The organism is Paenibacillus sp., from assembly GCF_035645235.1.
GTDB lineage: Bacteria > Bacillota > Bacilli > Paenibacillales > YIM-B00363 > Paenibacillus_AE.
The window spans coordinates 48955-63022 of the sequence record NZ_DASQMZ010000065.1; the positions used below are offsets into that span (position 1 = coordinate 48955).

Genomic DNA, 14068 nt, shown 5'->3' on the forward strand with positions numbered 1-14068 from the left:
AGTCCTCCATCCGTTCAAGAAAAAAACCGCTGGGTGGGATCCCGCGGTTTAGCGCCGTCTTTCCAAAATTTAAATAACTTCCAAAACATGCTTCAGCCTCGTGACGGTGTGCTTCGGAGGAACATGCGACCCGACCTCCGCGCCGTGGTGATTAATCCACACGTTGTCCATCCCGATCCGGCTCGAGCCGAGAATGTCGGTCGTCAGCTTGTCGCCGATCATCACGCCCTCCGCCGGCTCGATCCCGAGCAGGTCGACGGCGTGACGGAAGATGCCCGGGTCCGGCTTGCCGCGTCCGTAATCGCCGGAGATGACGATATGATCGAAATACGGGGCAAGCTTCGGCACGCCGGCGAGCTTCTCCTTCTGCAGGTCCGGGGACCCGTTCGTCAGCAGCAGCAGCTTGACCTTCCCCTTCAGCGCGTCGAGAACGTCATACGTCTCCTCGTACACGTATGCAAGCGAACGGCGGATCGCCGGGAACCGCTCCCCGAGCGCCGCCCCGAGCGCCTTGTCGTTCACGCCGACCGCCAGCAGTCCCCGCGTCCAAGCGTCGGCCCGGTATTGCGGCGCGATGCGCTCCAACGCCCGAAATTCTGGCGCGGCGCCTTCGCGGAAGTTGCCCCACAGCCCTTCGAACGGGTTGATACCGATCATCTGCGTGAACGGGAACGTCTCGTAGGCTTCGTACAACGCGCGAGCCTCTTTTCGCACGGCTTGCTCCAGCGCTTTCGGATCGACGCCCGCGGCCTCCGACGCCTCACGGCATGTCAAATCGAACGCCTCTTGTACGGAACGCTCGTCCCAGAGCAGCGTGTCGTCTAAGTCGAATAATACGGCTTTCTTCTTCATGTGGCTTTCGACGTCTCCTTCTCTTCCCCGGTCAGCGGAATCTGGTGAACGGCGGCGAATTGGGACAGCTCCGCGTTCACGCGCTGCATCGGATACAGGTGGTACAGCTTCGAAAACGTACGCTTCGTCTTTCCGTCCTTCAACACCACGGTCGAGCGCCGCTCCCCGATGCGTATTTCGGCGACGTCGCCGGCCTTGGCGACGCGGTCCCCCGCATACGTTCTCCAAGACAGCTCCTGCTTCCCGACCTTCAGATACGGGCGCCGGATGACGAAATGAAAGAAGGCTAACAGCAAATACAACCCAACGGTGATTTGGTACAAGGTATTATCTCCGGTCGCGGACGCCGGCATCGTCAAGCCGAACAACAGCCCGGCCGATGCCAGCGCAAGCGGAAACAACCAGCTTCGGCCGCGGATCGGCGTCGGTCCTTCTTGGCTCCCGATCGGCGCTTGCCCCGACTTAGCCCTTACTTGATTCATGCGCTTCGAGTTTTTCTCTACCATTCGTTCCCATTTGCGGGACATACGCTCAGCCCTTCTCTCCGTCGTCGTCTACGAATTCGATCGAATCCAACTGTTGTCTCAGCGACGCCTTTAGGTTATCGATATATTGTTTTCGCAATTCGGCTTGCTCCAGCTTCTCGGCGTCCGTCAGACCGACGGCCTTCTGTTTGCGGGCGAGCTCGTTAATGCGTTGTATGCGTGCGGATAACATGATGACCTTCTCCTTTCTTTCAACTACTTTGACACAGGACCGAGAGTCAAGTCAAGGCGCAGAAAAAGAGAATAGCCGCTTGCCCCGGGAGGGGGCAAGCGGCTTCGGGAAGAACGCGAAACCCGCGTCGTCGGACAACTGCATCAAACTTACGGGAGCACCAACACTTGACCGACGGAGAGCGCCGCCGAGTCGAGCTCGTTCGCTTCGAGAATTTGTTGCACGTACTTCTTCGTCGGCACATCCTCCGGCCCATACTTCTTGGCGATCGCCCACAGCGTGTCCCCGGGCTCGACGCATAGTACCGCCGCAGGGGAGGCAGGCCGCTCTCCAATGGCATCTCCGGGATTGTCGAGAGCGGCCGCTTCGAGCTCGAGCGAAGCCTCTCCCGGGTTCATCGCATGGGCATGAATCATGACCCCCGACGTCGCCCCGATCCCGACCAATGCTAAGAACAATAAAATTCTTGCCAAGAACACCTTGCCTGCATTCGTTCTGTTCTGTTTGTATGTAGTCCTTCTCATCGTCATCTTCTCATCATCCTCCAAACGTCTGTTCCGAAACATTTGTTCTGATTTGAATGTAACACGAACACCCGTTTGTGTCAACGATTTTAGAGAACTTTTGTTCTCGTTATTGAACCGAACTCGAACTTATGTTTGTACGAACTCCGGTTCTATGTTATACTTCAAATAATTTATTACCAATCCTTGGAGTGATCGAATATGACGACCAAGCTATCGAATCGACAACAAGCAATTTTAGAATTTATTAGAAGCGAAGTCCGGGAGAAGGGGTATCCGCCTTCCGTCCGCGAGATCGGAGAAGCCGTCGGTTTGGCCTCCAGCTCCACCGTTCACGGCCATCTCGACCGACTCGAGAAGAAGGGGTTCATCCGGCGCGACCCGACGAAGCCGCGGGCGATCGAGCTGCTCGGGGACGAGGACGAAATCCAAATGGTACGTCTCGCGGTCGCTCGCGTTCCGCTCGTCGGCAAGGTAACCGCCGGCATGCCGATCACGGCCGTCGAGAACGTCGAGGAGTATTTCCCGCTCCCGTCCCACATGGTGCGCGACGACGAGGTATTCATGCTGTCGGTCGTCGGCGAGAGCATGATCGAAGCGGGCATTCTAGACGGAGACTATGTCATCGTCAGACAGCAGCAAACCGCCTCCAACGGCGATATCGTCGTCGCGATGACGGAGGATGACGAAGCGACCGTCAAGACGTTTTATAAAGAGCGCGATCATATCCGTTTGCAGCCTGAGAATCCGACCATGGAGCCGCTCCGCTACAACCACGTCACCGTACTCGGGAAAGTCATCGGCCTTTTCCGCGAAATTCATTAAACCTGCCGCCGCGTCGTTCCCGCGCCTCGCCCTTGCAATAAGGCGCGGGGCGTTTTTTTATTCCGGCGTGTCCCGGTCCTCAACGAAAAAAACCTCCCTCCTTCGCCCGGAATCCCAAGTTTCAGGATTCCAGTCGAAGAGGGAGGCTCCTCCTCTTCCCCTGGCGCAGTCCGCTTCCGCGCGCGGGGGAACTCGCTATGACGTACGGCTTAGTACAGCGCTAAATACTGATCGCGTTCCCACTGATGCACTTGCGTACGGTACATATCCCATTCGATTTCCTTCAGCTCGACGAAATGCGCGAGCGCGTGATCGCCGAGCGCGTCGCAGACTACTTCGTCGCCAAGCAGCTCGTCGAGCGCTTCCTTCAGGCTGGCGGGCAGGCTCGGAATGCCTGCCGATTCCCGCTCGTCTTCGCTCATAATGTAGATGTTCCGGTCGACCGGCGCCGGCAGCGACATCTTGTTTTTGATGCCGTCGAGCCCGGCTGCGAGCATGACCGCCATCGCCAAATACGGATTGGCCGCCGGGTCGGGGTTGCGCACCTCGATCCGGGTGCTGAGGCCGCGAGAAGCCGGAATCCGAATCATCGGGGAACGGTTGCTAGCCGACCATGCGACGTACACCGGCGCCTCGTACCCCGGCACAAGCCGCTTGTAAGAGTTAACCGTCGGGTTCGTAATGGCCGCGAAACCGCGGGCATGCTTCAGCACGCCGGCCATATACTGGCGGGCCGTCACGCTAAGGCCTAAGCGGTCGTTCTCGTCGTAGAAGGCATTCTGGTCGCCCATGAACAACGATTGGTGGCAGTGCATGCCAGAACCGTTCATGCCGAATAGCGGCTTAGGCATAAACGATGCGTGAAGGTTATATTTCCGCGCGATCGTCTTAACGACAAGCTTGAACGTCTGGATTTGGTCGGCCGCGTGCACCGCGTCCGAATATTTGAAGTCGATTTCGTGTTGGCCCGGGGCGACCTCGTGGTGAGACGCCTCGATCTCGAAGCCCATCTTCTCGAGCACGACGACGATTTCGCGTCGGCAGTTTTCGCCGAGATCGGTCGGCGCAAGATCGAAATATCCGCCCTGGTCGTTGGTTTCGAGCGTCGGATTGCCTTTCTCGTCCGTCTTGAACAAGAAAAACTCCGGCTCCGGCCCCACGTTCATCGTCGTGTAACCCATCTCTTGCGCCTCGCGAAGCGCCCGCTTCAAGATGCCGCGAGGGTCGCCGGCGAACGGCGTGCCGTCCGGCATGTAAATATCGCAAATCAGCCGCGCGACGCGGTCGTCCGTGACCCACGGGAAGATGACCCACGTGTCCAAATCAGGGTACAAATACATATCCGACTCTTCGATTCGAACGTAGCCCTCGATGGAAGATCCGTCGAACATCATCTTGTTGTCAAGCGCTTTCTCCAATTGGCTGACCGGGATTTCCACGTTCTTGATAACGCCCAACAAGTCCGTGAATTGCAGTCGTACGAAGCGAACGTTCTCTTCCTTCGCGATTCGCATAATGTCGTCCTTCGTGTAACCCAATGCGCTTCTCTCCCATCAAAGAAACTAAGTATTAAAAAACCGGGACAACTCGCCCTGAATGAGCGAAACCTGCCCTCTTCGATTCCCGCCAAGCAGCTGTTGCTTGAGCATCTTATGAAGCTGCTTGTCGGTCAGCTCGCGCCGCTTGACTTCCGTATGTTCGTTCAACACCGTGGCATCGTCAGATTCCTTGTTGACCGGCAGTAAAACTTGCTTTATGCCCGCGATATTGACGCCTTTCTCGATCAGCGCTTTGATCTCGAGCAGACGCTCGACGTCATTGAAAGAAAACAGACGTTGGTTTCCAGACGTTCTAGCCGGCATAATGAGTTCATGTTGCTCGTAATAGCGAATTTGTCTCGCCGTCAAATCGGTCAGCTTCATGACGATTCCGATGGGGAACAAAGCCATATTGCGGCGAATTTCATCACCCATTATACATCAACCTTCCAGCGTTTATAAGTGCTACAGTACATTTTAGCGAAATGACGGATACTTGTCAATTCGTGTTAGGTTATATGTAATAATTATTCACAACAATTTTTCTTCCATCATACGCTGCACAGCGGAAACGACACCTATCTTCACATGGGAGTATGTTAGACCCCCCTGCATATAAGCCGTGTACGGCTCCCGGATCGGCGCATCCGCGCTGAATTCAAGGCTTCCGCCCTGAATGAACGTGCCGGCGGCCATTATGACCGGGTGCTCGTACCCCGGCATATCCCATGGCTCGGGAACGACATGCGCATCGACCGCGGAAGCGCGCTGCACGCTCTGCACGAACGCGATCAACTGCGACGGCTCCTTGAATCGAACCGCTTGAATGATGTCCGAGCGCGGTTCGTCCCACCTCGGATGGGTGACGAAGCCCAGCGCGTCGAACAGCGCCGCGGCGAACACCGCTCCCTTGAGCGCTTGCCCGACCGCGTGCGGCGCCAAAAACAAGCCTTGATATATCGGACGCGTCGCGCCTAACATCGACCCCACCTCCGCTCCGATCCCCGGCGCGGTAAGCCGGTACGCCGACAGCTCGACAAGCCGGCGGCGCCCGACGATATATCCCCCGGTCGGCGCAATGCCGCCTCCCGGATTTTTGATCAGCGAGCCGGCCATCAAATCGATCCCGACCTCCGTCGGCTCTCGTTCCTCGGTGAACTCGCCGTAGCAATTGTCAAGGAACGTAATGACTTCCGGATTCAACGCTTTGGCCCGCCTCGCCATCTCGCCGAGCTCTTCCACCGTGAACGAAGCGCGCCATTCGTACCCCCGGGACCGCTGCATCGCGACGACCTTCACCGCCGGATTCCAAGCCGCCTCCACCGCCGGCCAGTCGACGCGCCCCTCCGGCGTCAGCGGCACGATCGTTACCTTGACCCCCCAGTCGCGAAGGCTGCCGGTTCCGTCCCCCTCGGCGCCGATCGCCTTATGCAAGGTATCGTAAGGCGAGCCGGTCACGAACAGCAGCTCGTCGCCCGGCCGGAGCACCCCGAACAACGCCGTCGCGATCGTATGGGTGCCGGAAGCGAAGTGGGGCCGGACAAGTCCCGCCTCCGCCCCGAACACCGTCGCATAAACCTCGTCCAACGTCTCGCGCCCGCGATCGTTGTAGCCGTACCCGGTCGATCCGTGGAAATGAAAATCGCTCACTTTATGCGCTTGGAACGCCCGAATCGTCTTCCATTGATTGACGTCGATCAACCGATCGATGTCCCGCAGCCGGGGTTCGGCGATCTGCTCGGCCGCCGCTACGGCGTCACGAAGTCTTGGATGTAACTCATTTATGTTCAATTACCTTCCACCAACCTATCATATACTTATCACTTCAAAAGAAATGGCTCCAACTTTGCGGCAACCGACGCGTAAGCTTTCGATTGCGGCTTAATCGTCATCTTCACCGCGTCGTCCTCCGTCTCCGATTCGAGCACGTCCCCGGTTCGGTAGGCCAAGGCGATCAAATCCCCGCGTTCGATCGGAAACCGGAACGTAACGACTTCCCCCATCAAACGACGTTCCAGCATGTCCTTCAATGCGTCCAAATGCGCGTCGTTCAACGCGGACAGCTGGATCGCGTCCGGACCGGAAGGAATCATATCGCAATCCCCTGGCGCGCACAGGTCGATTTTGTTGTACACCGTGATCGTTTCTTTCCCTTGGGCGCCCAGCTCCTTCAGGACTTCCTCGACGACGCGGATGTGTTCTTCGCGCATCGGCGAAGACGCGTCGACGACGTGCAAAATCAAATCCGCCTCAAGCACCTCCTCGAGCGTCGCTCGGAAGGCGGCTACAAGATCGTGCGGCAGCTGCTGGATGAACCCTACCGTGTCCGTCAGCACGACCTCGCCTGCCGACGGAAGCGGCATGCTCCGCGACGTCGGGTCGAGCGTGGCGAACAGCAAATTTTCCGCATAGACGTCCGCATTCGTCATTCGGTTCAGCAGCGTCGACTTGCCGGCATTCGTGTACCCGACAAGGGCCACCTGGTACACGCCGCTCTTCTTCCGCCGCTCTCGATGGAGCTTTCGGTGCCGCGTAACCTCGTCTAGTTGGCGCCGAAGATCGGTTATCCGGTTCCGAATATGCCGGCGGTCGGTCTCCAGCTTCGTCTCGCCGGGGCCTCTCGTCCCGATGCCGCCGCCGAGGCGCGACAAATTTTTCCCGTGTCCGGACAGCCGCGGCAGCAGGTAGCTCAGTTGGGCCAGCTCAACCTGCAATATGCCTTCCCTCGTCTTTGCGCGCTGCGCGAAGATGTCGAGAATGAGCTGCGTCCGATCTACGATCTTGGCGTCAAGCGCTTCTTCGAGGTTGCGAACCTGCCCGCCGGACAGCTCCTGATTGAAGATGACGGTCGTGCCCTCCAGCTCGCGGAGCCGGACGCGAACCTCTTCTACCTTTCCCTTGCCGATAAACCACTTACTGTCCGCTTTCTCGCGCTTCTGCAACGCCGTGTCCAACACTTCGACGCCGGCCGTTTCCGCCAGTCGGACGAGTTCCTCCAAAGAATATTGAATCAAATCGTCGTTTTCATCGCCGGTGACGAGGCTCACCAGAATCGCGCGGTCCTTGATTTCGGTGCTTGTTGTCATCGTGCTTTGCTTCATTTATGTCGATGCCCCTTTCGGCTCGAATTCTCCCCCATACCATACCATCTCCGACAAACATTTTCCACTTGACGCCCTGCCGAACGCAAAGAAGGCCCCCCGCCCTTGCATCGGCGAGAAAGCCCCCTTTTTACGCTTCGTCCGTCCCGTTCCACTCCGCTTCGAATCTTGCCAAGAACGACTCCATGTACCGATGCCGTTCTTCCGCGATGCGCCGCGCTTCCTCCGTATTCATGAACGCTTTCAGCTTTAACAACTTCTCATGAAAATGATTGTACGCCGTACTTTTCCCTTTCCGGTATTCCTCGGCGGTCATCGCTTCGCGAGGCGGCAGCGCGGGATCGTGCATCGGCTGACCTTTCCAGCCCGAATAGGCGAACGTGCGGGCGATGCCCACCGCGCCGAGCGCATCCAGTCGATCGGCGTCCTGCACGACTTGTCCCTCCAAGGTCGGCATGCTGGCGCGGCCGCCGCCTTTGAAGGATAGCCTCGCGATGATGTCGACGATACGTTCGGCAGATCCCTCGTCGACGCCCTGTTCGCCGAGCCACCGGCGAATGTCCCTTAGGCCCGCTTCCTCGTCGCCGAACAGCTTCTCGTCCGCCAAGTCGTGCAGCAGCGCCGCCATCTCGCAGACGAACCCGTCCGCGCCCGTCCGCCGCGCCAGACGAACCGCCATGCGCCGCACGCGTTCGATATGCCACCAATCGTGACCGCTGCTGTCCCCGCCCAGCTTTTCCTTCGCCCACCGTTCCGCTTCGGCGATGATTCGTTCGTTCACGCGAAACACCCTTTCCGTCTGTAGCTTTATTTGAATTCCGCCCCCGCCTCCCGATCGCGCGCGCTTTCTTCACTTTCGACGGACCGAAATCCCGCGCCGCGCCATGTCGCCCCACCCATGCTTCTTGCCGCGGATCGCCTCGACGAGCCCGACGAGCCGGAACCATAGCATCAGCGGTCGGTACCATAAACTTTCGGTTAACGCGCAGAGGAACAGCTTCGTGACGTCCGAGACGCGGTTATACTTTTTCAAGCTGAGTTCTTCGAGCAGGACGGTGCCGGCGGAAAGCAGGGAACCGTATAACAAAATTAACAACGCGAAGGTAACGACGAAGCCGATATTCAGCGCGCCGAGAAAATAACCGAACACGACCGCGGCGTACCCCGCCAGTTCGACGATCGGGCCGAACAATTCTACGATTAGAAAATACGGCATCGCCGCCAGTCCGATCCGTCCGTATTTTGGGCGAAACAGCATGCCTCGATGCTTCCATAAGCTCTCGAACAATCCTCGCTGCCAGCGGCTGCGCTGCCGCTTCAATACGGCAAGCGTCTCGGGCGCCTCCGTCCAGCAGACCGGATCGGGAATATACGCGATCCGCGCTTGGCTCCGCTTCTCCCGGATCAGCCGGTGCAACCGAACGACAAGCTCCATGTCCTCCCCGATCGTGCCGGTCTCGTAGCCCCCCGCCTCGATGACCCAATCCTTGCGGAAGACGCCGAACGCGCCGGAGACGATCAATAGCAGCCTCATCTCGCTAAGCGCGATGCGCCCCATCAAGAACGCCCGCAAATATTCGATGACCTGCATGGCGACGAGCGGATTGCCGGAAAGCCGGACGTCGTCCCGGCGCAAATAGCCGGAATCGACCCCGCTCCCGTTCACGATTCCGATGCTGCCGCCCGTAGCGATGATCTCCTCGCCCGGCCTCGCTTCGAGAATCGGCTTCATAATCCGCACGAACGCATCCGGATCGAGCACCGTATCGCCGTCCAACGAGACGAAATACGGGTATCGCGAATACAGAATGCCGGCGTTCAGCGCATCCGCCTTCCCGCCGTTCGCCTTATCGACCAAAAACAAATTCGCATGCCGCTTGGAGCCGAACACGCGCCGCACCGGCTGCGTAGTTTTCGGGAGCTCGGACCACTGCGATTTGCTCCTGATTTCGAACATGTCGAACTCTCGAAGCATCTCCTCGACGGTCCGATCCTTGGAGCCGTCGTTCACGACGATAATTTCGAAAAGGCCGTAGTTGATTCCGAGCAGCGATCGGACGCTGTCGACGATATTCCGTTCTTCGTTATATGCCGGCACGAGAATCGACAGCGGCGGCGTGAACGCGGAATGCTGCAGCTCTTGGAGCTGCAGCGGCGCCAGTCCCTCCTCCTTCGCCAGCTTGCGCATCGCGATCGCGAGCTGCAGCAAATAAAACGCCAGCACCGCGCCGACATACCAAAACGCGACGACGGCCGCGACTTCGGCCGCGCCTCTTATCCATTCATGCCCGATGTCGCTCATAGCCGTATCTCTCCATCATTTCTTGCGCTAATACGCCGGCGAAGCGATCCGACTGCGCAGCCGACAACCGTTCCAGTCTCGCCCGTCGACCGGGGTACTCCATTAACGATTGCATCGCTTGATAGCGAACCGCATGGTGCGCGTCTTCCAGCATTTGCTCCAGCAGCGGCGGATAGCGATCGTTCGGAATCGCGCCCATCCAGCGAGCCGCCATCAGCTTTTCCGACCAATGCATTCCCCGCCAATCGACCATCCGCGCAAGGAACGCTTCCTCCGCTTCTTCCCCGACGGTACCGAAGTTCGCGATCCCTTTCATCGCCCGGATGCGAAGCTCGACGGAGTCGGACCGGAGCGCTCGTTCGAACAGCCGCAGCGTCGCTTCGTCCCGAATATTTCGAACGCGCAGCACATCCAAAATATTGGTTTGCACCCAAGGCGCAAAGTTGTCGAACGAGACGCAGCAGCGGTGCAGCACCCCCTCGCCGAGCGGCATGAGCGCATGGCGGATGTCGTGATCCGTCAAGCCTTTCGGGGAAGCGGCCAAAAAATCGATCGCTTCGACGCGCTGCAACGTCGCAAGCGCGCGAAGCGCCAGCATCCGCTCCGGTTGCGTTCGTCTTTCGTCGTTCAGCGCCCACGCCAGCTCCGGCCAAAACTCCTCCAGACGGAAAAGCGCAATATATCCGATCGCGTTCATGCGTTCGCTCCACCGCCCCGCCGTCAATCCGCGCCGGTACGCATCGGCAAAGCAGGCTCTGGCCAACGCGCGGGTACGCTCGACTTCCTCGTCCGTGCCCCCGAGCGCGGCCCTCCGCGCCAAGAAGTCCTGGGTCGCAACCCGCCATGCGCGATGCTTCGCCGCCATTGCGACGAGGGCGTCGAGCGGAAGCTTCGCATCCGCATTGCGCTGCAAAGCCGCCTCAATCGCCTCCAAGCGGTCCTCCACGAACCGTCCCGCTCGGAGCCACCGTCTTTTCGCCAGCACCACATACCCGTATAACACGAAAAGGAGGATCGTACAGCCTCCGATCGCCGTCCATACCAACGCCATAGCCGACATCGGTTACCGGCCTCTGAGCATTTTGCGAACGCGAGCTTCCAATTCGGCCATGCCGAACGGCTTCGTCATATAATCGTCGACGCCCGCCTCCAGCGCCTTCGCGACTTCCTCGTCGTCCTCGATGCCGGTCAGCATCAAGATCCGGTACCGATGCGCCGGATCGACGCTGCGCAGCCGCTGCAGCACTTCCATGCCGTTCATACGCGGCATATTTCGATCCAATAACAGCAAGCACGGCACGTCCCCTCGATGCCAATCGTCCGCGAGGAACGCTCCCCCGTCCTCGTACGCTTTCACCGCGACTTCGTCGAAATCGCCGACAAGCCTCCCGAGCCGACGGCTCAGCATCGTTCGCAAAATCGGATCGTCGTCGACGACGGCGATATTCCACGGACCGTTCGCGACGATCGGCTCCGTGGGCGCCGTGCGCCCGACCGTTTCCGAAGCTGCGGCCACGGCGGTTCCGCTGGCGACATGAAGCAAAGGCGCGAGCAGCATCTCCGCTTCGGCTGCCGTAAAGGTGCGCCGGCCGTCCTCGCGCAGGAGCGCAAGCAGCTCGCTTGCGATCTCGGACCATTCCGGCAGACCGACCGTACCGGCCGTCCCCTTCGCCGTATGAACCAATCGAAACAGCTCGACCTCCGGAATGTCGCCTTCCCGTTGCAGCACATCCCGTATTCTTTGCCCGAACTGCTGGATGAATAATTCGATATATTTACTCATGCCCCGCCGTTCCCCTCTTACGGATTGTTTCTGACAGCACATATGAAATCACCCCCTTCTCTTGCCGCGACGCGACAATGGAGAAAGGGGGCGTCTCAATCCTTCTCGCCTGTAAATTTATAACCCGAGCCCCAGACGGTCTTGATATACCGGTTCTGCGGATCGATCTTCGCTCTTAGGTTTTTAATATGTACGGTTACGGTATGAATATCGCCGGTATCTTGCTCTCCCCATACGGCTTCGTACACTTCTTCTCGAGATACGACTCGTCCCTCCTGTTCGGCTAAATAAGTAAGAATCTGAAATTCTTTCGTAGATAACTCGACCCGCTCCTGATGAAGATAGATTTCATACGTGTCTTTGTGAATTACGAGCGTTCCGCCGTCGAAGGATAATACCGAATCCGTCGATTTGCGAGTAGAGCGGGAGCGCTGCTCTCTGCGGAGATGAGCTTTCACGCGGGAAACGACTTCGTCGATTTCGAACGGCTTCGTAATGTAGTCGTCGGCGCCGACACTCAATCCGATGACCTTGTCCGCGTTCCGATCGCGGCCGCTCACCAAGACGATCGGCCCCGGGTATTGATCTCGAATTCGTTTGCAAACCTCGAGCCCGTCCATGCCCGGCATCATAATATCAAGGAGGATCAAGTCGAAGCGGTATTCCTCGATTAATTTGAGCGCATCGATGCCGTTCCCCGCCGTCATGACGAGAAAGCCTTCCAGTTCCAGCGTCTCCGACAGCAGATGCTTGACCGCTCGGTCGTCATCCACCAATAATAGTAAAGGCTTGTCCATTGTTCCGAAAAGTCGTCCTTTGTTTTTAAGTTTGTTTGAACAATATTATACCAGTATATGCTAGCGGGAACTAGCTACAAGGTTCTTATTTTCTTGTGGGCGAAAAAAAATAATAGGTTGCAAGAACCGCATCCATCGTACGGTTCGTTCGAAGGGCCGAGCGCCCCGTACTCGGACAGCGTGCGCCCCGCCCCCGCAGTTCGTCCACGACGCTCTGAATGAGCGGCAACTGGACGTGCTTCGGCTGGGGGATGAGCCATTCCTGCGTGCTTTCGGGTGTCGTTAACCGAACGGGCTCGTCGGCGAAGGTGGCGAACGTAATTTTTCCTCGACTCCCGACGATCTCGCACCGATCCTCGGCCGCGGCCGCCTCAAAACACCAGACGCCCGTCCCCATCGCGCCGGATTCGAATTCGAACGCCATCGTCACGATATCCTCCACCGCAAATCGGCCCGATTGATTTCCCGCCATGCCTGTCGCCCGTCGGACCGGCCCTAAGAAATAATCGAGCAAATCCAAGGTGTGACTGGCCAAATCCGGGAATAAACCGCCGCCGCCGACTTCCGGCTTGAGCCGCCAAGACGTGCTCGGATCGTACGGCGTGGGCGTTCGCAGAAATACATTATGTACGAACCGAACGTCCCCGATGGCGCCGCTGTCGAGCAACTCCTTTATTTTTAGAAAACGAGGCTGCATCCTCCGATAGTATGCCACGAACAGCGGAACGCCCGCCGCTTCGCACGCTTGAATCATCTGGATGCACTCCGACTCGTTCCGAGCCATCGGCTTCTCGACGTAGACCGGTTTGCCGGCGAGCGCTGCTTTCAAGGTGTACTTCATATGGGAATCCGGCGGCGTCGCGACGTATACCGCGTCGACTTCCGGGTCCGCGAGGAGACGGTCCGCGTCGTCGTACCATCGCGGCACCCCATGCCGTTCCGCGTAATCTTTCGCAAGCGCGCCGTTGCGCCGCATGACGGCGACTAATTCCGATCCTTCCGCCTGTTGGAACGCAGGACCGCTCTTTACCTCCGTCACCGCGCCGCAACCGATGATTCCCCAGCGCACCTTCTCCATGCTCACCGCTCCTCTCGCCTGTGCGTACGGCTCATTGTAACAAATTCGCCGGCGCCGGGACAACCCGAAAGAAACAGAAAAAAGCCTTGAACGCAATCGTTCAAGGCGCACCATTCAAGATCTGGAGCGGACGATGGGATTCGAACCCACGACCCTCGCCTTGGCAAGGCGATGCTCTACCACTGAGCCACGTCCGCATAGGGTGTTGTTTCCGCCAAGAAACAACGGGTGAATCGGTTCAAGGAGACTTGCTCCTTGAAAACTGGATGCGAAACGTCCGAAGTATCTTATGCTTCCGAAGCAGCTTTCCTCCGGAAAGCTTTGAGGATAAGTCCTCGACCGATTAGTACTCGTCAGCTGCACGCATTGCTGCGCTTCCACCTCGAGCCTATCAACCTTGTCGTCTACAAGGGGTCTTCAAGCAGGGAAATCTCATCTTGAGGGGGGCTTCACGCTTAGATGCTTTCAGCGCTTATCCCTTCCGTACTTGGCTACCCAGCGATGCTCCTGGCGGAACAACTGGTACACCAGCGGTACGTCCATCCCGGTCC

General features: G+C 58.3%; 15 protein-coding genes, 1 tRNA gene and 1 rRNA gene. 1 reads left to right on the plus strand and 16 read right to left on the minus strand.

What is annotated here, in order from left to right; translation table 11 throughout:
• Nucleotides 1-69 precede the first annotated feature (69 nt).
• The 4 genes from VEZ38_RS06160 to VEZ38_RS06175 form a co-directional block, all read right to left on the minus strand.
• Nucleotides 70-852 carry an HAD family hydrolase gene (locus VEZ38_RS06160; RefSeq protein ID WP_324892468.1) on the minus strand — a complete coding sequence of 261 codons (783 nt, stop codon included), beginning with the start codon at nucleotides 850-852 and terminating at the stop codon, nucleotides 70-72.
• Nucleotides 849-1379: a hypothetical protein gene (locus VEZ38_RS06165; protein ID WP_324892469.1), complete on the minus strand. Its 531-nt coding sequence runs from the start codon at nucleotides 1377-1379 to the stop codon at nucleotides 849-851. Before VEZ38_RS06165 ends, VEZ38_RS06160 begins: the two co-directional genes overlap by 4 nt.
• 4 nt (nucleotides 1380-1383) lie before the next feature.
• Nucleotides 1384-1569 (minus strand): DUF896 domain-containing protein, encoded by a 186-nt coding sequence (locus VEZ38_RS06170; protein WP_324892470.1) that lies wholly within the window; start codon nucleotides 1567-1569, stop codon nucleotides 1384-1386.
• A 149-nt stretch (nucleotides 1570-1718) separates the two neighbouring features.
• Entirely contained in the window at nucleotides 1719-2099 is a 381-nt protein-coding gene (locus tag VEZ38_RS06175; protein ID WP_324892471.1) for a LysM peptidoglycan-binding domain-containing protein, read from the minus strand.
• A 195-nt stretch (nucleotides 2100-2294) separates the two neighbouring features.
• On the opposite strand from VEZ38_RS06175, the gene lexA reads away from it, so the two are divergent.
• Complete coding sequence (gene lexA / locus VEZ38_RS06180) at nucleotides 2295-2918, plus strand: transcriptional repressor LexA (RefSeq protein WP_324892472.1); 624 nt, start codon at nucleotides 2295-2297, stop codon at nucleotides 2916-2918.
• A 209-nt stretch (nucleotides 2919-3127) separates the two neighbouring features.
• On the opposite strand, the gene glnA is transcribed toward lexA, so the two are convergent.
• The 12 genes from glnA to VEZ38_RS06240 all read right to left on the minus strand — a co-directional run.
• Nucleotides 3128-4456 (minus strand): type I glutamate--ammonia ligase, encoded by a 1329-nt coding sequence (gene glnA, locus VEZ38_RS06185; RefSeq protein ID WP_324892473.1) that lies wholly within the window; start codon nucleotides 4454-4456, stop codon nucleotides 3128-3130.
• A gap of 24 nt (nucleotides 4457-4480) precedes the next feature.
• Complete coding sequence (locus VEZ38_RS06190; protein WP_324892474.1) at nucleotides 4481-4891, minus strand: MerR family transcriptional regulator; 411 nt, start codon at nucleotides 4889-4891, stop codon at nucleotides 4481-4483.
• A 96-nt stretch (nucleotides 4892-4987) separates the two neighbouring features.
• The gene (locus VEZ38_RS06195; RefSeq protein ID WP_414694674.1) at nucleotides 4988-6247 is read right to left on the minus strand and encodes an aminotransferase class I/II-fold pyridoxal phosphate-dependent enzyme; all 1260 of its coding nucleotides are present in this window, start codon (nucleotides 6245-6247) and stop codon (nucleotides 4988-4990) included.
• 29 nt (nucleotides 6248-6276) lie between these two features.
• A complete protein-coding gene (hflX, locus tag VEZ38_RS06200; RefSeq protein WP_324892475.1) occupies nucleotides 6277-7557 on the minus strand; it encodes a GTPase HflX in 1281 nt (426 codons plus the stop codon).
• 130 nt (nucleotides 7558-7687) lie between these two features.
• The gene (locus tag VEZ38_RS06205) at nucleotides 7688-8338 is read right to left on the minus strand and encodes an HD domain-containing protein (protein ID WP_324892476.1); all 651 of its coding nucleotides are present in this window, start codon (nucleotides 8336-8338) and stop codon (nucleotides 7688-7690) included.
• A gap of 69 nt (nucleotides 8339-8407) precedes the next feature.
• Nucleotides 8408-9859 carry a glycosyltransferase family 2 protein gene (locus VEZ38_RS06210; RefSeq protein ID WP_324892477.1) on the minus strand — a complete coding sequence of 484 codons (1452 nt, stop codon included), beginning with the start codon at nucleotides 9857-9859 and terminating at the stop codon, nucleotides 8408-8410.
• Nucleotides 9840-10919 carry a hypothetical protein gene (locus VEZ38_RS06215; RefSeq protein ID WP_324892478.1) on the minus strand — a complete coding sequence of 360 codons (1080 nt, stop codon included), beginning with the start codon at nucleotides 10917-10919 and terminating at the stop codon, nucleotides 9840-9842. Before VEZ38_RS06215 ends, VEZ38_RS06210 begins: the two co-directional genes overlap by 20 nt.
• A 3-nt stretch (nucleotides 10920-10922) precedes the next feature.
• Nucleotides 10923-11642, minus strand: coding sequence for a response regulator transcription factor (locus tag VEZ38_RS06220; RefSeq protein ID WP_324892479.1), 720 nt, complete (start codon nucleotides 11640-11642; stop codon nucleotides 10923-10925).
• A 95-nt stretch (nucleotides 11643-11737) separates the two neighbouring features.
• The gene (locus VEZ38_RS06225; protein ID WP_324892480.1) at nucleotides 11738-12439 is read right to left on the minus strand and encodes a response regulator transcription factor; all 702 of its coding nucleotides are present in this window, start codon (nucleotides 12437-12439) and stop codon (nucleotides 11738-11740) included.
• Between the two features lie 85 nt (nucleotides 12440-12524).
• Nucleotides 12525-13517: a Gfo/Idh/MocA family oxidoreductase gene (locus tag VEZ38_RS06230; RefSeq protein ID WP_324892481.1), complete on the minus strand. Its 993-nt coding sequence runs from the start codon at nucleotides 13515-13517 to the stop codon at nucleotides 12525-12527.
• Nucleotides 13518-13639: 122 nt separating this feature from the next.
• Nucleotides 13640-13714: transfer RNA gene (locus VEZ38_RS06235), tRNA-Gly, on the minus strand.
• A 126-nt stretch (nucleotides 13715-13840) separates the two neighbouring features.
• A 23S ribosomal RNA gene (locus VEZ38_RS06240) occupies nucleotides 13841-14068 on the minus strand; the annotation flags it as partial.